General features: G+C 64.0%; 15 protein-coding genes and 1 pseudogene. 3 read left to right on the plus strand and 13 right to left on the minus strand.

Going from position 1 to position 22,131, the window contains the following annotated elements; all coding sequences use genetic code 11:
• Positions 1 to 11: 11 nt before the first annotated feature.
• From H290_RS32115 to H290_RS0125860, 3 genes are all read right to left on the minus strand, one after another.
• Positions 12 to 5,630 (minus strand): helicase-related protein, encoded by a 5,619-nt coding sequence (locus H290_RS32115; RefSeq protein WP_020109764.1) that lies wholly within the window; start codon positions 5,628 to 5,630, stop codon positions 12 to 14.
• 299 nt (positions 5,631 to 5,929) lie between these two features.
• Positions 5,930 to 6,571: a hypothetical protein gene (locus tag H290_RS31865; protein WP_231373837.1), complete on the minus strand. Its 642-nt coding sequence runs from the start codon at positions 6,569 to 6,571 to the stop codon at positions 5,930 to 5,932.
• Positions 6,572 to 6,870: 299 nt separating this feature from the next.
• Complete coding sequence (locus tag H290_RS0125860) at positions 6,871 to 7,281, minus strand: hypothetical protein (protein ID WP_020109766.1); 411 nt, start codon at positions 7,279 to 7,281, stop codon at positions 6,871 to 6,873.
• 688 nt (positions 7,282 to 7,969) lie between these two features.
• Here H290_RS0125860 and H290_RS0125870 point away from each other — a divergent pair.
• Positions 7,970 to 9,109: a hypothetical protein gene (locus H290_RS0125870; RefSeq protein ID WP_020109768.1), complete on the plus strand. Its 1,140-nt coding sequence runs from the start codon at positions 7,970 to 7,972 to the stop codon at positions 9,107 to 9,109.
• Between the two features lie 105 nt (positions 9,110 to 9,214).
• Here H290_RS0125870 and H290_RS0125875 read toward each other — a convergent pair whose 3' ends face one another.
• A complete protein-coding gene (locus H290_RS0125875; protein WP_020109769.1) occupies positions 9,215 to 10,159 on the minus strand; it encodes a hypothetical protein in 945 nt (314 codons plus the stop codon).
• Positions 10,160 to 10,622: 463 nt separating this feature from the next.
• Between H290_RS0125875 and mobC the strand changes: the two genes are divergently transcribed.
• Positions 10,623 to 11,063 carry a plasmid mobilization relaxosome protein MobC gene (gene mobC, locus H290_RS0125880; RefSeq protein WP_020109770.1) on the plus strand — a complete coding sequence of 147 codons (441 nt, stop codon included), beginning with the start codon at positions 10,623 to 10,625 and terminating at the stop codon, positions 11,061 to 11,063.
• Positions 11,060 to 13,168, plus strand: coding sequence for a hypothetical protein (locus H290_RS30480; RefSeq protein ID WP_020109771.1), 2,109 nt, complete (start codon positions 11,060 to 11,062; stop codon positions 13,166 to 13,168). Before mobC ends, H290_RS30480 begins: the two co-directional genes overlap by 4 nt.
• Positions 13,169 to 13,411: 243 nt before the next feature.
• Here the strand turns inward: H290_RS30480 and H290_RS0125890 are convergent, their stop codons facing one another.
• The 9 genes and pseudogenes from H290_RS0125890 to H290_RS31550 form a co-directional block, all read right to left on the minus strand.
• On the minus strand, positions 13,412 to 13,678 hold the full coding sequence (locus H290_RS0125890; protein WP_155977088.1) for a hypothetical protein: 267 nt from the start codon (positions 13,676 to 13,678) through the stop codon (positions 13,412 to 13,414).
• Positions 13,679 to 14,459: 781 nt separating this feature from the next.
• Positions 14,460 to 15,380 carry a hypothetical protein gene (locus tag H290_RS0125895; protein ID WP_020109773.1) on the minus strand — a complete coding sequence of 307 codons (921 nt, stop codon included), beginning with the start codon at positions 15,378 to 15,380 and terminating at the stop codon, positions 14,460 to 14,462.
• 2 nt (positions 15,381 to 15,382) lie between these two features.
• Positions 15,383 to 15,862, minus strand: a complete 480-nt coding sequence (locus H290_RS0125900) for a DUF4913 domain-containing protein (RefSeq protein ID WP_020109774.1) — start codon at positions 15,860 to 15,862, stop codon at positions 15,383 to 15,385.
• Between the two features lie 8 nt (positions 15,863 to 15,870).
• Entirely contained in the window at positions 15,871 to 17,670 is a 1,800-nt protein-coding gene (locus H290_RS0125905) for a type IV secretory system conjugative DNA transfer family protein (protein ID WP_020109775.1), read from the minus strand.
• Positions 17,667 to 18,323: a hypothetical protein gene (locus H290_RS0125910; protein WP_020109776.1), complete on the minus strand. Its 657-nt coding sequence runs from the start codon at positions 18,321 to 18,323 to the stop codon at positions 17,667 to 17,669. Before H290_RS0125910 ends, H290_RS0125905 begins: the two co-directional genes overlap by 4 nt.
• A 38-nt stretch (positions 18,324 to 18,361) precedes the next feature.
• A complete protein-coding gene (locus tag H290_RS30485; RefSeq protein WP_020109777.1) occupies positions 18,362 to 18,940 on the minus strand; it encodes a hypothetical protein in 579 nt (192 codons plus the stop codon).
• Positions 18,941 to 18,954: 14 nt separating this feature from the next.
• Positions 18,955 to 20,967: a transglycosylase family protein gene (locus H290_RS31995; RefSeq protein WP_020109778.1), complete on the minus strand. Its 2,013-nt coding sequence runs from the start codon at positions 20,965 to 20,967 to the stop codon at positions 18,955 to 18,957.
• 2 nt (positions 20,968 to 20,969) lie between these two features.
• On the minus strand, positions 20,970 to 21,263 hold the full coding sequence (locus H290_RS29825; RefSeq protein WP_020109779.1) for a hypothetical protein: 294 nt from the start codon (positions 21,261 to 21,263) through the stop codon (positions 20,970 to 20,972).
• Positions 21,260 to 22,131 (minus strand): annotated as a pseudogene (locus H290_RS31550) (hypothetical protein); the annotation flags it as partial. The pseudogene H290_RS31550 and the gene H290_RS29825, both read right to left, overlap by 4 nt.

The following is a 22,131-nucleotide window of genomic DNA, read 5'->3' on the forward strand; positions in this document are numbered from 1 at the left end:
TATCGCTACCGTCAGTCGCTGATGTCGTGTTCCTGGCCGCGTTGAGATGCGCCGGAGCGATTCGGTTCGACCATGCTCGACGTCGTGGCGGGCCGGTCTGCGGCCCCTCTGGGATGGGTGGGATGGTCGCGCCCGGCCAGCGCCGCTGCCTTGCGGGCAGCAGTGACCAGAGCGGTGTCTGTAGAGGCCGCTACTTCGGGTGACCCAGTGGTCGGGGCTTGGGGTTGGCGATAGCGTGCTTCGCTCAGCGCCTGGTATTCGCGGTCGGCCATCATCCGCCGAACCTCGTCGGCCGAGTCGAACCCCAGCTCCTCGACGAGAGCTGGTGTGGGATTGAGCATCAGACTCCACCCCTCCTCGCGGCCCCGTTCACTCATCCGCTCAGCCAGAGCTGCGCGGGCAGCGACAGCTTCGGGACTGTGTTCGGCCTCCCTCAGCTCGCGTTGCAGGGTGGTCAGCTCGTCGGTCAGCTCTCGCAGTTCGCGGCCCCGGGGAAACTCGCCCAGGGAAATCTGGTGCAGTTCGTCGAGCCGGTCCCGGTCGCGGTCGAGCTGCCAGCGCCCGGTGTCGAGGGTGCGTTGCGCCCCGCCGACCATCCCTTCGAGGCGGGTCATGAACCCCGAGTTGTACGAGGCCCGAGCGGCCGGGGAACGGTCACCGCCGGTCACCGAGTCACTGTCGAACAGATCACGGAGCCCAATTTCCCTGTGCGAGATGGGCAGATCAGCGAACTGCAGATACAGCGAGTCCGTCGACATCGGCCGCACCACTTCGAGTTTGTGGCCGGCGACCTCACCGATCGTCCGAGCCACCCGCATACCCTGGCCCTTGAGGACCGCCGCGTTCTTGCGCAGCTCTTCGACCAACGCCGCGGATGCCTCCGGCCGGGTGCGGTAGGTCTGCTCGGCGATCGTGATGACGAACTTGTCTTTGTCTGCCTCGCGCCACTGCTGCAGGTCGGGAAGTGCGGCAGCGAGTCGGGCGAGGCGTTCTTCTGCGGCCGGCACCTGCCAGCTCAGGTTGTCACGCTCACGTTCGATGCTCCGCTGTTCAGCGAAGTGAGCATCGGCCTCGGTCTGCAGGCCCACCACCTGGGCGTCGAGTTCGACCTGCCGCAGATACCGTTGATCGCCGGTGGCCAACGCTTTGGTCATCGCCGCGTTCTCAGCGATCGAATCGGCCTCGAGGTCGGGCATCCGGCGCATGGACCGATCAGCGGCTTTGAGTTGCTCGATGAAGTGGGCTTTGCGGTACACCGTCTGCCACATGATGGTGTCGTAGGTGCGTTCGGCGACGTAGTTGAACACCCGGACGTGCGTGTTCTGGTTGCCCTGCCGAATGATTCGGCCTTCACGCTGCTCCAGATCCGCCGGCCGCCACGGCGCATCGACATGGTGCAGGGCGACCGCCCGCGTCTGAATGTTGGTGCCGGTCCCCATCTTCTCGGTCGAGCCGATCAGCACCGACACTTCGCCGCTGCGGCACCGTTCGAACAGCTGCGCTTTCTCCGATGCCTTCGGGTAGTCGTGGATGAACCGGATGCTGGCCGGATCCATACCGCCGGCGATCAATTCGTCACGGATCTCGCCGTAGATCGAGAACGATCCGTCCGGCTTCGGGGTCGAGCGGTCACAGAACACGATCTGCAGACCACCGGTGCGCTGCGAGGTTTCACCGAAGGTGTCGAGGTAGACGGTGTCCTTGTGCCGGTCGTGCTCGGCGAGGATGTTGCGGGCGACCTGCCAGGCCCGCCGGTTCTCGTTGTTCGCATCGCGCGGCAGATGCGCCGACAGCGACACCAGCGATGCGTTGCGGCCGTCGCTGGCGACTTTGAGGGCATTGTCGATGTCCATCCGGCGCGGGTTGAGGTTGTCGGCGCGGTAGCCCAGGTCGGTGATGAAGTCGAGTACCTGCTGGGAGGGTTCGAAGGTGACGATGTGGTTGGAGTTCCCGATCTTCTCCGGCAACTGCGCCGGCACCTGGTCGCGGCCCACACTGTCGGTGAACACACTCGAAATCGCAACCAGATCACCGACATTGGTGAACTCACCCACCCGCGTCACTGACCGCAACCGGCTTCCGGAGCTGTTGAGCTCCACCCGTTCGATGGTGTCGGTGAACGTTGCGCCCCACTCGTCGAGACCGGCGACGCCGGCGTCGATGAGAAGGTCCGGGCGCAGGTAGGTCTGCATGACCCACAGCTCGGCGAGGTTGTTGGCGACCGGTGTCCCGGTGGCAAACGTAGCTACGCGCTCGACATAGGCATCCGAGGCGATCCCGGCTTCGGCTGCCTCCTGGCGGCGCACCGCCCGCAGATGCTCGAGTTTCATCTGCAGATCGGACGCTTGATCAGATCCTGCGCACGCCAGCTCTGCGACGTGCGATTGTCGGGCCAGGTTTTTGTACAGGTGGGCTTCGTCAATGAACAGGTAGTCTGCGCCCGATGCCTCGAACGTCAGCCCGGTGTCTTTGCCGGCCTGGTCGAGCGCTTCTTCAAGCCGGGTCTCGAGCCGCGCTTTGGCATTCTCAATCGCTTTGACACTGGCCTCATTCTGGATCTGCTGCTCAGCATCTGAGCCGTGTGCCCGCTCGATCTCAGCGAGCTGGGCACGGATGTATTCGGCTTTTGTGCCCGAATCGACCCCGATCCTGGTGAACGCCGAGAGCGGCACGATCACCATGTCCCAATCCTGGGAGGCCGACTGGGCGATGAACAACCGCCGGCCCTCAGCATCGGTCGCTGCGCCACCGGAGAGCACCCGGGCAGCCGGATACCACTGCTTGGCTTCGCGGGTGACCTGCTCGACGATGTGGTTGGGGACCACAATCCACGGCTTGTTCACCACACCCAGGCGCTTGAGCTCCATCGCACCCATGAGCATGGTCCCGGTCTTGCCTGCCCCGACCACGTGATCGAGAAGGACCGTCGGCTCGGACACGATGCGCTGCACCGCATTGCGCTGGTAGGGATACGGGTTGAATTGGTCGCCGAGTCCGTCGAACCGGCGATGGGATCCGTCGTAGGTCGGTGCGACGGTCGAGTTGAACAGCTCGTTGTACTTGTCGATCAACCGCTCCGCGCGGTCAGGGTCGGAGAACAACGCCCATTGCTCGAACTCCTGGGCCAGCCGCCGGGCCCGGGGGCCGGCGGCGCGCGAGGCTGCGTCGTGCAGCCAGTCACGACTTCCGGTGAGCTCAAAGAACTCTTTGGACTTATTGATCTGCGGGGGTCGGTTGTTGAGCAGGTCGGTGAACATGTCGGCCCAGTCGTAGTTGTGGCCACCGTCTTTGCTGCGCCGAACTCCCGAGTGGGCCACGCCGAGTCGGTCGGCGTCCTTGTCCTCGAAGTTGAATCGCGTCGAGTGCGATGACGCTTTGGGCACCAGTCCCCACGTCAGATCGGTGCCGGACCGACCCGAGTAGTAGCTGACCTCGACCGACCACTCCCCTGCCGCGTACTCCACGCTCACTCGCGAGTCCGCGGGAACCGCGAAGGTGTCGCGGATGAACTGCTCGTAGTCAGCGTGTGGAATCCACGGGGCACCGGGACGCACGGAGATACCGCTGGTGATCTTCGGTGGCAACACCTCACTGAGAGCTTCGACATTGGGCCTGTACCGATCGTCGGCCGTCACCAGTTCGGTTGCCGCTGAAAGCTTCTTGCGGACATTTCCGGACAAGTACTGGGGAGCGGGGATCCAGGTGTCGGGGTCCTCGAGTGAGCGGAATGCGTGCCCGGTGATGCGGTCGGGTACGTCGGCGACATCAACCTCGAGCAGCTCGGCGAGCCGGTCGATGTCGATGACCGCCCGCTCGTCGAGGACTGCGGCGATCGCATCCTCGGTTGAGGCGATGTCGCGCGGCAGGTTGCGGGGGCCCAGGACGTCGTTGTGGAACAGAGCTGCCTTGCGTGCTGTGGAGGTGTCGTCGTTGAACTGCTCCAATGCCATGACCACAGCGAACGTCGGGTCTTGCCGGAGCAGTTTGCCCAGGTGCGGGTAGGACTTGAAACGGCTGCGCGGGTTGGCCCACGCCTGATCTGACAGTTCCTCAGCAATAGCGTCGGGCAACGGAGCATAAGCACTGAGACCTTCGGTCTTGCGCCACTGACCGGCGAGGCGCTCAAATGCCTTGTCGTACTGTGCCTGGGTGATCTCTTTGGGCTCGACCCAGGTGAATCGGTTGATCGCACCGTAGGTGCGTACGTACTGGTCATATCGGGCGTTGAGGTCAGCGCGCAACGCCAACCGAGTATCGGCCGGTTCGCCGACGCGCTGAGAGTCAATCAGCGCCGTCCCCAGGTCCCGCAGCTCCAGCAGCTTTGCCCATTCGACGCTTTGGGATTTGCCGCGGGTTTTGGCCGGCGACCACTGCTGCCCGTCCCACCGCTGGATCTGGCGTCCGGTATGGTCGCCGCGCAGCATGCCGACCGGGTGCTCGGTGGCGGTGTCGTCGGCGGACCGGACCAGCCCGTATTCGAACTGCTCGCGCAGCGGCCCAATGGTGTTGTGCCAGCCCGCAGTCAGCGTCAGGTCTGCTTCGTGGGCGTAGTCGACGATGGCGTCCAGGCGGTCGGCGACCGCGCCGGCGACCTCGGCGGCATCGGTGGCGCCGCGCACCTGCAGCGTGGTGGAGCCGTGAATGCCCTGCCCGTGTCGCAGCGTGCCCAGGATGTTCTCCGGACGCTGCAGGTAGTAGTGATTGATCAGCTCGGTTTCGGCAGCACCGTTGTAGCCCGTCACTGGGACGCTACCCAGCGATACGAACGCATCGGTCTGCGCAGTCGGCGACCGGTCGGCCTCGCGACGCCGCAGCACGAGAATGTCGGTCACCACTTCGGTTCCCGCCACACGCGAGAACGCGCCCGTCGGGAGCCGGACCGCGCCGACCAGATCGGCGGCGGCCGCGATCTCCTTGCGGGCACGAGGGTCCTTGCTGTCCATCGTGTAGCGCGAGGTGATCACAGCGACATAGCCGCCTGGTGCGGTCAGATCCAGCGCCTTGATGATGAAGTGATTGTGAATCGAGTGGCGGCCCTGATTGTGCGCCGGGTCGTACAACCGGAAGTCGCCGAACGGCACATTCCCGATCGTTGCCGCGAACGACTGCTGCGGGACGTGCGTGGACTCGAAGCCCTCGTTGCGGATCTGTGCGGTCGGGTGCAGGGCGGCGGCCACTTGGGCTGTCGTCGAGTCGAGTTCGACACCCACCATCTGTGCGGACTCTGGTGCGTATGCGAGGAAAGTCCCCGAGCCGCAGCCCGGTTCGAGCACGCGACCCGAACTGAATCCGGCCGCGCCCAATGCCTTCCACATCGCCTGGGCGATCGCAGGGTCGGTGTAGTGAGCGTTGAGGGTGTTGCGTCGGGCCTGGCCCCACTCTTGTTGGCTCAGCAGACCGCGTAGCCGGTCACGGTCGGCCGCCCAATCGTCCTTGCGCAGATCGAACACATCGGCCGCTGCACCCCACCCCGACCAGCTCGCCAGGATCTGTTGCTCGGCGACGGTGGCATAGCGGTTGTCGGTGGTGAGTTGGTGAACCACTTCGATGGCGTCCATGTTTGCGCGGGCACGCGATTTTGCGCCCGCTGGCGGCAGGACCGGTTCGGTGGGCCGGAACGGTAGCGGCACCGACCGTTCCCGGTCGGCGGGCGCGGATGGTTCGAGGTCGCGTTCAGCGCGGGAGCGCTGCGCATGTAGTTCGTGCAGGACGTCGATCGGTTCTGCGGCAGGGCATCCCGGCTCGTGGGGGTCGCTGATATGCGAGTGGCAGTCGGCGCAGCAGTCGTCGCCGTCGTAGGTGGTTTCCTTGGCGGCGACCGCTTCGGCGGGCGCGGGTGGCAGCGGTGTGCCACCGGGGTCGAGAGCCGCTGGGTCCAGCGGTGCTGCCCCGGTGGCGTCGAGCTCGAACAGGTCGAGCTGGGCTTGTTCTACTGGCGGTGTTCGGCGTCGCGCACCCGGCCCTTTGCCTGCAGCTCCTGCTCGACCTGGCTCGTAAACTCCGCCACCAACTGATCCTGCGGGCCGGCCGGAATCGGTTCGTTGTCCTCGCTGCGCGCCTGGATCAGGTACTGCGCGGCCACCCGAAACCATGCTGTCCGATGCGGCCACAGTTGGCTGACCAACGCCTCGACCTCCGGTGTCGGCTCCGATCGATCGAGCGCCCTGCGCCAGCGGTCCCGGTCCCCTCGCGCCTGCTCGATCCGTGCGGCCGCTATCTGCTGTTCGGTTTCCTCGAGTTCCTCGAGGGTTTGTGTCGGTTCGAACTCCGGGCTGGGTTCCGGAATCTGTTCGTACAGTTCGGCTGTCAGTACCTGCTCGGTCGCCTGATGCCGTGCCATCGTGATCAGCTGGACCGTCGTCAAATAGTCCGGCGCCGTCCCATGGGTCGCGCGATAATCCTCGACCAGTGGACCTTGCCCCGGCACCAGCTCCTCGATCAGGTTCTCGATCCGCTCGCCCTCCCGGTCGAGGAACTGCTCCTGCTCGGTCGGCGTCAGGTTGTCGGGCAGACCGATCTCGGTCCGCCACACTCGCGCCACGATCTGCTTCACCGATTCCGCTGTCGTCATCGTGCTCATTGTTGTCTCCCTCTATGACAAAGTCGAAAAGACTTGGGGTGGTGTTGTTCGGGTCATTCGTCGAGCCGCGACGGGCCATGACAGAACTCCTGAGATCAGTGCCAAGCAGCACAAGGGCTGCTGGAGGTTCGTATGCTGTGTCACTGGTCAGAGGGTTCTCTCTGATCGCTTGCCCTGGCGGGTCTAGCCACCCGTCAGGGCCCAAGCGCATGCGGTGCACTATTGCACCGGGGCCACCCCAGCTACGCCGGGGTTACTACCAAGTCAGCGCGGCGCTGACCAAGGAACATTCAGGCCGAGATCGCGTCGCGGTCTGTGGATTCGAAGTGCGGCACAGACTGCCCGCTGGCATCGCCCTGCGGCGTGCGGGTCTCTGAACCGGCGGCGGGAGCCGAAACGTGTTCGGACTCGGCCTTCTTGGTGCGACGGCGGCGCGTTCCGCTCTTGGAGCCGGCCGGCCTCGACGAGGACAGGTGTTCGACAGTGAACGGTTTGAGCGTCTTGGGGTCAAACCCGGCGGACCGTGCTTCGGACACGAGCGCGTTGAGCTGGCGGACGCGTTCGGCGTCGGCGACCAGGAACTCATCGCGGTCATTGGTCAGTGCGGTGTGTGTCTCGACGATCTCCCGGAGCACTCGCACTTTGTGGTCAGCTTCGGCGCGGACTTGCGCTTCCAGCGACTGAAAATCAACAGCAGTCATGATGTGTGTTCTCTTCTCTCGTTGACGGCAAAAACGGAGACGAAAGGTAAACCCTTCCGCGTGCTGCTGTGTGTGAACGCAGACGGCAAATATGCGTTCACACACTTGACCTGGCCGAGGCCCGTCACTACACATCGTAACGCCGCGGCTCATGCCGACACAGACTCCGCGCCGGCCGTGACACCGGTTCACTTTTGGTGGTGGCCGCGGACTTTGGCGAACTGGCCCGCCGTGTCCGGCGAGGGCCGGCCTTTTTCGCAGTTGCCAGGTGTTCGACCTCAAAAGACTTGAGTGTCTTGGCGTCGAACCCGGACGCCTTGGCCTCAGCCAACAACGCAGAGAGCGCACGTACTCGGTCGGTGTCGGCGGTCAGGAACGTGTCGCGCACTGGTGAGTGTCGTGTGGGTCGCCACGATCTCACGCAGGACCTTGACCTTGCGGTCTGCCTCGGCGCGGACCGGGGCCTCAATGGACTCAAAATTGATAGCAGTCGATGACGACATGATGTGTTCTCTTCTCTCGTTGACGGCAAAAACGACAGCGCGGAAATCACCTCTCCGCTATGGGATGGCGAGTGAACGCAGACGGCAATATGCGCTCACACATCCGAGGGCTTTGCGGCCTGACCCCTGGTATCGATCACCCGATCACCCGATCACAGACACCAGCGACTCGGTACGCTCGCTCGATGGTCAGTGAGATGGCGGATGCATTCGACGGGGGCAGCGACTTTGACCGTTTGTCGGAGGTCGTTGGTGGATCCCCGTTGGGTGCGTTCCTTCGTACGGGCGCGCCCCTCCGTAGGACTGGACGCGCCTTTAGGGAGTTGCGTGGCGCGCTGATCCATAGCAGGAAGGAAGCCGAGAGGCTTGCCGAAGAGTGGAGGTCGGCTGCGAGTGATTCCGAGGACGTTCAGGATGCCTTGGATGCAGCGTCGTTCTTCCGCAGCCTTCTCGCAGAGATAACTGAACTCGTTGATATCGCCAATCCGGGAAGGTATGACAAGTTTCAAATTGAGTTCGGCCTTTTGTTGTCGGCTTCGGCCCTCGACGAGCTCTCAGAGGCTTTGCAGAATAGAGCAATGAGGATGTCCTCACCAGTAGCGAGCGTCCACGATGTCGCCGAGCTGCTTGGTCGCGCTCCGGCCGACATTTCGACATGGAGAGACATGTACTACCCGGCGGCGCTGGATCTGCTAACAGACATTCAGGCCCACGGCTATACGGTGACACCCGGTTCCCTCATCAACCACTACCTTTCGGAGCGCCAGGTTCGGCGAATAGCGCTCAGTGTTCGAACCGCTGAGTCGGCAGCGGAACAAGCGCAAACGGCAACGGGCAATGCAGGGCAAGACGTCATTGGCAGTACCTTCAAAACTGCGGCGGAAGACGAAGCCGCCCAGGCAAAAAGATGGACATGGGCTGTGTTTGCGCTGGTGGTTTCGGGCGCGGCAGGAACGTTGACGTTCGTCACTGTCGAGAACGATTTACTGACGTCGGTCAGCGCTGGATGGGCACTGATCTTTAAAGCACTAATCGGCCTTCCGTTCTACGGTCTTGCTGCCTACTGCGCTCACGTCGCGGGTGAACATCGCTCGCTCGCTCGGCACTTCAGAATCCTGTCTGTGCAACTACGTTCAGTCGGCGCGTACGTGGCACCGATGTCTGACGAACAACGATCAGAGCTGCGGATGATTCTGGGGCGGCAAGCTTTTTCAGCGCCGGTTCCGGCGGACGTTCCAAGTCCTGGAATATCACCTGGTGCTGATGATTTGACGGCTTTGCTTGGGCGCGCCCTCGACATCGCGAAGAGCGACAAGAGCAACTAATCTCGCGGGCGTGACCTTCCGTTGGCCGGCGTACCCATGCCCCGCCGAGTACCAACTCCCCGCCTGTCCTCAGCCGACGTTTCGTGGCTCGGTATCAGTTCTGGACTAGCGCACCGACGCACCGGGTGCTGTCTTTGCGGACAGGTAGATGATCATGGCTCCTATCGTGTGCACGATGAACCAGGCGTCGTTGAGGTCGGCGTCAGCATCACCGATGTGGGCTTCGCCGTGGTTGCGGCGGTTAGCCACCCAGATGGCTACCTTCTCGATAGCAGCAACGAGGGGTGCATCTGGAGCGCCTAACACCCGTGCCTTCTTGGCCGCCTTGATCTGATCACCGAGAGCGTTACCGGAGAAGCCGAGGGCTTTCAGCGTTTCTTGCAGGGCTGTACATGCGTCAGTGATGGAGTCTCCGCCATCGCCATTGCGAATCTCGAGTAGTGCCTTCTGATAGGTGGTCTCAGCTATCTGGAACTGGGGTTGTTCATGGAGTAGATGCAGAACTGGAGTAATGACTGCGCTGTGTAGTACCTCGGATTGGCGAGGAACGATCCGGCTGGTCGCGGTGAGTGCAAAGGCGATCCCGTGAGCGTCGAGAATGCTGTTGACCCGGGTTCGGAACGCTTCGGGGCTCGTTGCATCACTGGGGTAGTCTTCTGGATCTGCGCCGTGAAGTTCGGCCTGTTCGTTCGCGTTCGCGTACTCGAGGCTCAGTACCTCATGCTCGGCTTCAAGGAGAGACAGCGCCACATCGGTCGGCGTCATAGCCGGAATTATGATCAAGTGCGATGAGATTCGGGCTACGCCGATTGATCTTTCGATCCGATTCCCAATCTGGTCGTCGAAGCTACTCTCGACTGATTCGAAAGCTTCGTGGGCAGCTGGGTGCCAATCAATCGCTTCGGTGTGGTCACGCCAGGCGGCGTACAGCTTCACGCGTGCCGGCCGGGGTAACTCGGTGCTGTTGAACGGATCGCCCGGCTGCGCGGCTTCTTTCATTGCGTTGAGACGAAGGCGTTCGGCGTACAGTTCGATGTCCTCTGAGGTCACTACTCAAGTCAACACTGTCGACCGACGCTTTTAGTAGGCGAGGCGGCCAGCAAAACACCGCCACCCCCGGACTCCCCGCTGGTCCGCAGCCGACGTTTCGCGCCCACGAGCTCTACCGGGACCGCATCGCGAACGTAACCCCTGACGTGGACGGGCGTGCGCACTGGCGGAATCGTGACCGCGCTCGAAATGACAAGTCGATGAGAACGGTTGACATCTCTCTGACAAGTCAACGAGAAAATGACATGAAAAATGAGAATTCAGAGCCAGTAGCATCCGCCAGGCGCGGATGCTTGCGGCCGCTACGGCGGAGCAAGCTGTCATTTAGGCATGCCTAAATGCTTGTCACCGTCCCTGGGTCGCGGTACGGTGCATCCATCAACGGTGTTGGCGGATGAGTCCCCACGGGTGTGGGTTCGCTGCGCTGAGCCGAAAGAGTGACGGGCGGAAGGAATGGATTGAGATGGCCGAGGACACGGCTGATGAGCAGCAGGCATCGCGTCCGTCCCGGTCGATCATCCGTCGCCGGCGGGCCAACGTTCCTGGTGGCCGCGACGAGAAGATCGAAGTGAAAGTCACCGCGGACGAGAAGGAGTTGCTGCGCGCTCGAGGCAAGCTGATGAACATGTCTCCGCAAAGGTTGATGGTGACCTCTGCGCTCGGTCAGAACAGCGCTCCGCGTGTGGATTACGCCGATCGGAAGCAGGCGTGGGATCAGGCGTGCGAGCTACGTAACCTCATCGCCGCGATCGGCAACAACATGAACCAGATTGCCCGCCAAGCGAACAGTGACGAACAGATTCCCGCCGATTTCGCGACGGCCTTGGACGCCGTGATGCGCGCACACCGACGGGTGTTCGATGCGTTCGGGGAGACGTTCGGCTTCGAGGGCCAGCTCGGATGATTCCGAACATCGAGACCGGGGCCAAGATGACCGGCCTTGTCATGTATCTCGCCGGACCAGGCCGCGCCAACGAGCACACCAACCCCCATATCGTGGCGGCCAGTACACCGTCGCTGAGTCTGATCGGTGGCGCAGGCGTTGCGCTGAGCCACGAAACCGCCCTGGAGTTGGCCGGCGAGCTCGACGCGGCACGCCTGGTGTTCGGAACCGAAGTGAGCCGGCGCGACAAAGGCGCACTGGCCGCTGCCCATGAACGCGGCCTGCGCGGTTCGGCGGCGATCGCCGAAGCCACCAAAGACGAAAACGTGTGGCACTGTTCGCTGTCGCTGTCCCCCGAAGAAACCGAGGCACTCACGGGCGAAGGAGCCAACGACAAAGGCTTGTCGGATGCCCAATGGCAGAAGATCTCTGAGCAGTTCATGGCGCGGATGGGATTCGACAACGAAGGCGATGCACCGGCCCGATGGGTAGCCGTCCGCCACGGACTGACCAAGGCCGCCGGCGATCACATCCACATCGCCGCGTCGCGGGTGCGTGACGACGGAAGCGTGGTCAAGTTGTGGTTCCCCGAACCAGGGGAAGAACGGCCCCGCGGTGACAAATGGCGGGCACAGAACGTGTGCGTCGCACTCGAGGAAGAACACGGCCTGCGCATAACTGCTGGCCGTGCCAAAAGCTATCCGAGCAAAGGGACTTCACCCGCACAACAGAACATCGCCGACCGCACCGGGCGGGCTGAACCAGCGAAACAAACACTGGCCCGGCGTGTCCGTGGCGTCGCTGCGGCCGCCGACTCCGAATCGGAGTTCGTACGCATGGCCCGAGCGAACGGGCTCATGGTCCGGCCTCGCTACGCAGCCGGATCAAAGGCCGCAGTTGTTGGCTATTCCGTAGCGCTGCCGACCGAGGACTACGCCACTCGCGACGGACGCCCGGTCTGGCACGGCGGAGGCAAACTGGGTGTGGACCTGACACTGCCGCGCCTTCGGGAACACTGGCCCGCACCCGATGACGGTGCACGTGCCGACGCAGTCAGCGCGTGGGCACACAATCACCGCGAGCAGATCGACCCGCACCACTCCCCCGCCGCGTCGCCGAAGGCCGGCACGGATAAGAAGGCGGCCCAGTCACGACGACTGAACGCCGCACAGGCCAAGGAACGGCTGCGCGCCACCGTCGCGAAAGTTGCAACATCGGCTCCGACCGAGGATTCGTTCGTCAGCGCCGCCTACACACACCCGGATCTGTTGATCCGACCAAGGTTTGCCACCGGGAGCACCGACAAGGTGGTCGGTTATTCGGTTGCGCTGCGCCCCAACGTCTATGTTGCCGCTGACGGTAAGCCTGTGTGGCACGGCGGCGGGAAACTCGACAACGCCCTTTCACTGACAGCGCTACGAGAGCGGTGGCCAGGCGCAGGCGTTCAGGAGCAGATGGCAACCTACGCGTGGCAGCGCGCAGCTGGGCGCGCCCAGGCCGGCGAAAGTGCCGAAACCACGACTGCAAAAGCATCGGGCTCGGAGTACTTCGATGCACACCAGAGCGCCCGTGCCTGGCGTAGCCGAGTCAATGGCCTGAGCGACGCTGGCGGTTCGGATCGCACCTGGACACGAGCCGCCCGCGAGACCGCGGGTGTGATGTCTGCGTGGGCCACCACGGCCGAAGGTGACCGGCCGGCCGAACTCTCCCGAATGGCAGATGCACTCGCAGCCTCTGCCGGAGAACGCCGCCCGCGACATGCTGACGGCAAGCACGCCGCGAGCATGATGCGGCGCTCCGCTGCAATGATTTTGGCCGCGAGCCACGACGATCCCCGCTACGCGTGGATGGCGATGTTCGCCCAACTCGCAGCGACCTCCCGCGCCATCTGCACTGCCCTTGAAGCGCAAGGCCATGCGCAACGGGCCCGAGAATTGCGCGCCGCTACAGACGCAGCATCCGGCCGCTACCAAACGATCGCCGGCAGCGCTCGCAATGATGGACTCCGCATTGGCAGATCAGTCTCGACCCACACGGCCACAGGCCTGGCTGCACCGCGTTCGAACGCGCCGACAGTGCGGTCACGCCCAGATACGCAGGTACGAGACAACGACTACGGTCGATGATCACGCTAAAGTCGACTGCAGCGGCCTGACGGCGGTTCAGCCCCTCTGGTATGGCGGCTACTTGAAGGTTTCGGTGGGGAGCGATACGACCGCGCTGGATGTGGACTGTCGGCACCATCGACGCGGTCGCCGTCCGCTGGCGTACAAGCTCGATCAGCTCGCCGCGCGGTCGCCGCGCCCCTCGGCCCCGGAGCCCTTCGACCTGATTGCCCTAGATGCGAATCATGCTGCGGGCTGTGCAGCCTATATGCCAGCAGCGCGGCGCAACTCGTCGTCGCTGTAGCCGAAGGTGTAGTCCTCGTCCATCCCGTGCGACATCCAGATCTCGGCTGCGCCGTAGACGCTTAGCGTCTCGTCGCTGTCCTGCATGTCGTCGTCGCTGTCCTGCATGTCGGCCGTGAGAATGCCGTAGTCATTGTGATCCTCACCGATCGTGCACCGACAGTCCTCGCTCGTGCCAGCACCGAGGGTTCCCACTCCGTAGCGCTGATGTAGTGGTCCAGTTGGCAATGCACGCGCCCTCTCTTGACTCCTTTGCGATGCCTGAAACTAGCACGGGCGGATGGCCGGTCAAGAGAGACGAGAGAGGAGAGGATGGAGCCGATGACGGTGTTCACGATTGCGCTCGCCTGCGCCAGCGTTGCGCGTCGTCGACGCGTGGCTGTCCGGCGGTGATCTCGGGATTGTTTAGGATTCTGGGTAGAGAGGTCTTAGGAGGCATCGTCGATCTAGATCAACGCAGCCAGATGGCCACTGTCCGACCGCCGAGTGATGAAGACCGACCAGCCGTGTCGCTCAACAGGAAAGAGCAACCGTGGCTCAGAAGGAGTCTTTCAAGGTTTGCCCAGCCTGCCAACGTCGAGTGCGAGCGCACCCAGTCACCGGTAGGTTCGTGGCCCATAGCCCGAAGAAGAACGGGCCGAAGAATTGTCTTGGAGTGTTGAATACGGAGCGGGGCGCAATCATTGCTGCTGCCGATGTCGACCGCCCGGTGGGCGCTGATCGGGACTACCGCACAGTCTCGGGTGGCCTTCCTGCGGTAGGCAAGAAGTGACAACGGCAGACGGGGGTCACAGAGATGCCAGCCTTACTGCGAAGTGGTGCAGCATCGGCACGGTCGTGGCAGTCTCACCAATAGTCTCTGCTTGGCCCAGTGCGTCGCACGAAAGTAGGGAACACCCAAGTTCTGCCAGGGTTTGTAAAGCGCAACCTCTGAATAGGCGATATGAACGATGACTGACTGCCCGGGTGTCGTTGCCAGCAGTGCAGTCATCGTCCCTGGTGTATCGGCTTAGCGGCCGTGTCCACGTTCACGGTTGGGTTGGGGGCGTGCGGGTTTGACCCTCGGTCGCTTCTTGCCGGCGGTTGTGACTGCGTCACGCGGCCGCGTGGGGTGATCGGTGGCGGCCACGGCAGCGGCCCTGCCAGCCGTAGAGCCACTGTGTTCGGAAGCCTGTTCTGAGCGGTTCGCAGGGATGATGTCGGTACCGTCCGCCAGCACCGAGTCGGCGGCCCGGGACATCGCGTCACCGTGTGAGTTCAGGTCCTCGGACCTGTCGTCGCCGTCGCGAGCCGACTGGTCGGCACCGTTGGCTCGGTCGAGGAGCTGTTCGACGTGCTCTGCGTCGCGGTCGGCGTCTGCTCGTTCGGCGGGGGTGCCTTCGGGATCGAAACCACGCTGCGCCCAGTGCTGCGCACGGGCGGTTTCGAGTTGTTCAGCTGCAGCGCCTCGTGGCTGGTGCAGCAGGTCGTTCAAGTCGAGCCCGTAGGACGCCAGTTCGTCGGCGATGTTCTCGCGCACTGATCTTGCGACGTCCGAGCGACTTGCCCAGCGGTCTGCGGTGTCGTATGCCGCAAGCACTTCACTACCCGGGGCTCTGGTGATCCACTGCTTGTCGGCGCCAGCCTCCCCTACCCGTCGAGGATCGATGCCGTGCTCCCTCAAGACCTGATCGTTGAGCATTTCGTAAGGGGCACTTAGCCATAGCTCACCGTCGTCGCGGCGGGCTGCGAGGTCGGCGCGCGCTTCCTGCTGGATATCGACCTGCTCTTTCACTACCTCTCGCGGGCCGGCTTGCTCGGCGTCGCGGAGCTGGCGAGCGCGGCGACGGTGATAAGCCTCCACCAGCGAAGCCGCGGTGGCGATCGCGCTGGCGAGCGCTCTCTCGATTCCGGTGGTGAGTTCGCGCTCCTCGTTTTCGTGGTCTTCCATCTTCAATTCCCTTCTGTGAGTTGACCGGACATGATCTGCCGCAGCACGTCTTCTTCCATCAGTGCGACGGGTAGCACCTCGGTCGCCGGGTCGTGGCGATCGAACTCTGCCGAGCAACCGTCGAAGGGGCCCTCGGGATCGAGCAGAACTGCCATCTGGCGGTCCGCGTGATCGAGCCACCAGACATCCATGCCGGTTCCGGGATCCAGGCGTAGCTGTTCGTAGGCGCGCCACAAGGATTCGAGCCGGCTCATCGCCTCGGCGTGTGCCCACCACTGCCGGCACCACTGCCGACCAGGCTTGTTGACATCGCGGGCATAGGTGTAGATCAGATGCTGCTCCACGAAGTCGTAGACCGACGCAAACCGCAGTGCCGGCGGTTCGGCCTCCGGCGGCTGCGCGGCATTGGGCGAGGTGGTTTCGGGAGTGGTGGACACGGTGACCTCGAGCCAGGAATCGTCGTCGTCGTAGTCAGTCGTCATGGCGTGCGCTACCTTCCGAAGTGGTGTGGGATCGCTGCTGTTGCAGCTTGTTTGGGTTGGACAGGCGGTTCTGTGGCTGTACCGGCCTCGGGTGAGTGAAGCCGGAGGGATTCCTTGATGAGTTCGGCATATGGTTTTGCCATCCAGGGCACTGTTTTGGCGATGGTGGCCGGGTTGCCGGCGGAGAACACCAGTGCTCGGCCGCGTGGCCACGCTTGCAGGTCGGAGACGGTGAAGATCCGTTCGCGGGCGACGTGCCGGGACACCGAATCGCTGCCTCGTGAGCGGGAGACGGTGGCGATGTCGCGGTCGTAGTCGCCGACCAGTTTCGACAGGAGCTCGAGGAAGTCGTCTTCTTTGACGTTCCCGCCATAGACGAACACGTTTGCCGCGCCCATCAGTTGCTGCATTCCTTCTTTGCCCCAGACCCGCAACCCCTGGGACCAGTTCTGCAGCACGGTCATGATGTTGATCCCGCGAGAGCCGTAGTGGCTGTAGAGATCTGGTAGACGACGCCAGCGGACGACGTTGGCTGCTTCGTCGAGGGCGCACAGCATCGGTGTCGGGAGCCGGCCACCGGGTGAGGCGGTGGCGATCTCTTCGGCCGCTTCGCACGTGGCGACGGTCAGCGCTGCGATCAGCGGTCCGGCTGAGCCGACCCCTTCACGGGACAGGCAGTACAGGGTCTCGCCACCCCGCACGAGTTGGTGCAGGTCAAGATGCGGTCGTAGGTCGCCGTGGCTGGTGGTGATCCAGGGTTTGATCTGTCGAGAGCGCAGGCAGTGCACCATTTTCAGGGCGGTGCCGAAGATGCCGTCCTGCTGTTTGGCGGCCAACCGCAGTCTGGCTTCGAGGGTGGCGGCGATCTGGTCGTAGCGGTGCTCGCGCAGGATTTTGACTGCTTCGGTGCAGCGGTCACGGCGAGTCAGACGGTCGTAGACGGAGGTGATCGGCTCGCGGGCCAGCGCGGAGGCCAGCAGCAGGTTCGCGACGAGGTCCTGGCCCTCGGGATCGAAGTAGGGGTCTTTCTTCGACGCCTGGCCGTCGTCGCCGTCGGCGAATTGCTCAGCCAACGACTGCGCTTTGTCCTCATCGGTGACGTACGACAACGGGTTCCAATAGAACTCGGGGTCGGAGTTGGCGACTCGTTGGGGATCGAACACCCATATCCGCCGGCCCATCTGCTCGCGGACGTGCCGGGTGTGGTCGAGGTTGCCGCGTTTGTTCTCCGTGGCCAGGACCGCGCCGGGGGCCTCGCAGATGGCGGGTATGACCCGGGATGTGGACTTTCCCTGTCGGGGTCCCCAGATGTCGAGGTGCATGTCCTCAAACGATCCGAACAGAGCGGGCCGCCCTGACAGCGTGGTGCCGATTGGCACACCGGGACTGGCGTGCGGGCAGATGGCTGGATCGGGCATCACCACACCCAGGCTGGTCGCTTTGGCCGCCACTGCCTGCCGGGTGATGGAGGAGATGTCGCGCCCGCGCCCCAACAGTGGTGCAGCGGTATCGACTCGTACCCGTGGTCCTCGGTGACGGGTCCATATCGCCGTGCCCACGACGGCGAGCACCGTGAGCGCCAGGAGCAGCCCGATCGCCCAGACAGTGGCCGCGACCGGCCACACGATCTCTCCGCGGGACAGTTCCCCGGCAGCGGTGACCGGGTTGGTGGGCACGCTCTGGCCACCGGCCAGCTGCAACGCGGTCCACCCCAGCCCAACGACAGTGGCCACCAGTCCGAGGCCACCGAAAATTAGTGGTGCCTCAGAGTTTTTCGGGTTCTTGATCTTGCCGGGAGTGGTACTCACGACGCTGCCTGACTGGCGCTGATCAGGGCGTCGAGTTTGATTTCCCGCCACGTGCGGTAGCCCGGTGCCCGGCACAACGCGACAGCCGGATTCTGATCGGACAGTTCCAGTGTCACCGCCACCCGATGTTTGGCGGCCGTGGCGGCCAGGTGCTCGGCAGTCAGCTCGTGGTGGCTGGTGTGCAACACCAGCCGCACCGTTTCGAGGCAGGCCTTCTCACGGGCCTTGCCCGCGAGGTAGACCGCTTTGTCTGCAGCGGAGCGTTCGGCCGATAGATCGTCACCGGCCCGGTAGAGGAGGTCTTGGGCGTGAAAGTCCCCGTACCAGGATTCATGGTCATTGCTCGCCGCACAGACTGCATAGGTTCCGACCTCATCGTCACCTGCACAGCACAACTCGATCACTGGGGCGTTCGCTGCTTGTTCGGCGAGTTCGGCGGCTTCGGTGGCGGTCACGTCGGCGCGGAGCTGGTCGTAGTCGATGTCGAGTTGCTTACGCAGCTCGGTTTTGACTTTGGGCCACAACGCTTTGGTGGCTACCCCAGCATCCTTGGCCCACATCCGGATATCGCGGTGCGTGCGGGCCGCTCGCAGTGTGTCGGCACCGTCGGTGACGGCTTGTTCGGCGGTATTCCACTCTGCGTTCTGTGACATGGTGAACTCCTTCTCTAGTGGTGCGTGGACGGGCGGGGTTAGCCGGCGATGACGGTGTAGTCGGTCAGGCGCCATCCGTCGTTGGTGCGGGTGAGAGTCGCTTCCATCCGCATCGGTGCTAGCGGGGTGGTGTCGCCGTCGGCGTGTAAGACCTTCTGCCGCACGGTGACCAGCCGCACTGCGGTATCGGTGGTGTCGGGGATGTGGCCGCTGTCGACGTCCGCGGTGGCGGTGACGACGTCGCCGCTGCGGCGCCAGGACTCCCAGCGCGGATCGGTCCGCTCGGGTGTCGCGGTGAGTATGGAGGATGCGGCGGCGGCGAGATCCCCGCCGAGCCACGGCGCTGCGCGGCGTACTGCTTCACCTGAGCTGGGGTCTGTGACGGGCTGCCAGGTGAACATCAGCGAGAGCGCTTGGGCAGCAACGATTGACGGGTCCGCGGTAGCTGGATCGGCAACATCGGGCAGCTCCGGGTTGTGGTCGTGTCCGGTGGCCGGGCCGGGCGCGGTGCTGCTGATGCTGTCGTTGTCTCCGCAGCCTGAGAGCAGTGCCGCGAACATCAGGACGGCGGCCGCGAGCAGTGTGAGCTGGCGGCGTTGGTGTCTCGTCGAGGTCATCGGAGTCCTTGTCATCAGGGAGCTGGCGCAGGTGTCGGGGCAGCACTGGTCGAGGACAGTTGGGTCTCGTAGGTGCGTTTGGTGGCCAATATGGTGTCGGCGTATGGCTTGGTCTGGTTGATGTAATCGGCGCTGTCAGTGGGAAATCCGTGGTTGCGTTGGACTGCACCTTCGCCGGCGTTGTATGCCGCGAGGTAAAGGGCTTCGCGGCCGCCGGGGTGGGTGTTTTCGTTGACGGACCCGTCGGCGATCCAGCCGTCGACCTGGGCGGCGATGGTGCACATGTAGCGGCCCTGGGCCATGATTGCGTCGCCGGGATCGAAGGCTGAGGCGGTGCCGTTGCCGTCGTCGTCCTGGCCGTAGCTGGGCCAGGTGTGAGGCATGAACTGGGCGATCCCCTCGGCGCCTGAGCCGCTGACGGCTTTGGGGTTGAACCCGGATTCTTGTTTGCCTTGGGCGGCGAGCAGCGCCGAGGAGATCTGTCGGCACAGGGTGCCGGCGCGTCGATACCAGGGTTCGAATTCGGTGGGCACGGTGCCGGCGGCGAGGTTGTCTTCGCCTCCGTGTGTGTCCCTGGCGCACTCGTCGCTACTGCTGGTTCCGCCACCGGCCGGGGCTTTACCGAAATCAGTTCCAGGGAGCGGGAATCCGTGTCCGATGGTGGTGACGTGGACGTGGTCGAAGTGGTTTTGGGTGGGTGAGCCGCGGTCTTCCATCTGGTTGCCCTCGCCGTGTGCGGGGGTGTAGTGCTGGCGCCAGATGGTGTACTCGATCTGGAAGAAGTCTTTGTTGTCGAGGATGTATTTGTTGATGGCGTCGCCGAGTGTTTTGCCTTCGGCGCTCTCGAAGTTCGGGATCATGATGTCGGCGGCACGGCCCGAGGGATGATCGGGATACGAGTCGACCGGACGCCAGCCGCCGATGGTTTTGACCTGCGGGAACTTCAGTGCGACGGCGCGGGCTAGACGGATGGTGTCGGTTTGCCAGTGCTCTTCGGACCCTTTGGCGGCGTCCATCGGTGTGTTGAGATCACCGCCGGCGGTGTCGGGGGCGGCCACTGCTGCTGGTGCGAGTGGCTGCGCCGGTGCGGTAGGGGCGCCGGGATCGGGAGTTGCGGCGAATGTGCCTGCGGGGGCAGGCTTTTTGTCTCGTACACCAGCTTGGACGGAGGTGGTGGGCCAGGCATCCCAGCCCTGGCCGGCCAGAACGGAGTTCGCGACTTCCATCTGCTGGTTTTTGGCCGCCTTGTCGGCGGTCGGCGCGTACTTGCCGCCGCCGAACCCGTTCCAGGTCTGTTCGGTGAACTGCAGACCGCCATAGAAGCCGTTACCGCTGTTGATGGCCCAGTCCCCGCCGGACTCGTGTTGGGCGATCTTGTCCCAATCCGCCACGCTCACTGCCCCCGGTGGCGCTGGTGCGCCACCGGTGGCAGGCGAGGTCTGGCCGGGGTCGACGGCAGCGGCGAGCCAAGGCATCGGGTCGATGGCCGATCCGCCGAAGCGGCCGCCGTCCCACACCTCGAAATGTAAGTGCGCCCCACCGGGACCTGCGGGGTCGACCTGACCGTTGTAGCCGACGTCGGCGATGTGTTGACCGGCGGTGACCTTATCGCCTTCCCTCACCAGAACCCCGTCGGGGAACATGTGCCCGTACACGGTGGAATAGAGGTGGCCGCCAGCATTGTGATCGAGAACGATCCACTGCCCAAACCCCGATGCTTCGCCGGCTTTGGCCACGGTTCCGTCGGCGGCGGCGTAAATCGGTTGCCCGGCAGTCGATCCGTAGTCCTGTCCCTGGTGCATAGCGCCGCCCCGGGGACCGAACGGTGAGGTGAGCTGGTAGGTGCCCTGCTTCATGGGCCGCACTTTGGAGCCGGGTGCCAGCGTGCTCGCGCCAGCTTGCTGGGGAACTGCGCAGTCTGACCCGCTGCCGGTGAACGCCAGCAGAATGATCATCGGAATCGCGATGACCACGGCCAGGGCACCGGCCACCAGCTTGCCGGTGCTTGCGCTGTCCCCCTCCCCCATAGTTAGTCGCCTGCCCCGTGTGTCAGGTGATCGGTGAGGGCACGGTTCAAGTCGGTCAGGACCGCGATGGTGGCGTTGGCATCGGCAAGGCGGCGGTTATTGGTGTGCTCGTTCGGGTCGACGCCGGCACGGCGCATCCAGTTACGAACAGAGTTCTCTGAGACCGAGAACTGCTCGGCGACAAGGCGGACGGCCTCGGAGGTGGAAGTGGTGTGCGGCAGAAGCGCCGTGACGTGATCGACCGCCAGGGCACGGAGGTCGTCAGTGATGGCGCCGTAGCGCTGTCCCATGGTCATTTCCCCTGCCCCCTCGCGTCGCCGGCTCTGCCCCACCTGGTGTTGGTGTTGTGGACCCCAGACCCGGTTTCGGTGGCGGTGAACGTGGTCCGAAACGGCATGCCGATCTGCTCGTCGGAGGTGCCGTATTTGAGTAGGAAGCAGCCCAAGCCCTGCGGTTTTTGTCGCTCACCCTTTTTGATCTTCCGGAGCGTTGCCGGCGAGGGCGGCGGGGTGGAGGCGAGGGAGGTCAGCCACGCCTCCTCGGTGGCGGTGAACTTGGTGACCTGTTTGAGCAGAGCGATCTCGTCAGGCCCAACGGGGCCAATGATTTTCGCGGGAGCACGTTCGATGAAGCCTCGCGCGTTGTTCACGTCGGCGGCCGACTCGAATGCCCCGAGGTCTTTCATCGTGTGAGTGATCATGATCAGCGCGGTACCGATGGTGCGGTTGAGCCGGGTCAGTGCGTTGACCCGGTCGACCATCCCAGAACCGGCTTGCAGCACCCGCCACAACTCGTCCATCACGACCAGGAAGTTGCGGCGCGGGGCGAGGTTTGCGTCGGCGAGAATGTGCGCCGCCTCGACCGCACCGAAACCGTCGGACCAACACACCATCAGTGCTGCGGCCAGTAACTTCTTGTCGGACTCACCGATTCCGGACAGGTCCACGCAGATAGCGGGGACGTCGAGGTTGATCGGATGGGAAGTCTGGGCGTTGAAGACCCGCCCGAAGTTCCCGTCGATGAGCGCAGTCAACGACTGGCGCAGGCCACGGGTGATCTCGCGGTACTGCTCGACGGTGTCGGCGCCGACTTTCGGCCAGAGCACTGCGTCGTTGCCGTCGATGATGGCGTGCAGATCCGACAGGATCGGCGGGGTATCGGGGG

The organism is Nocardia sp. 348MFTsu5.1, assembly GCF_000383535.1.
GTDB classification, from domain to species: Bacteria; Actinomycetota; Actinomycetes; order Mycobacteriales; family Mycobacteriaceae; genus Williamsia; species Williamsia faeni.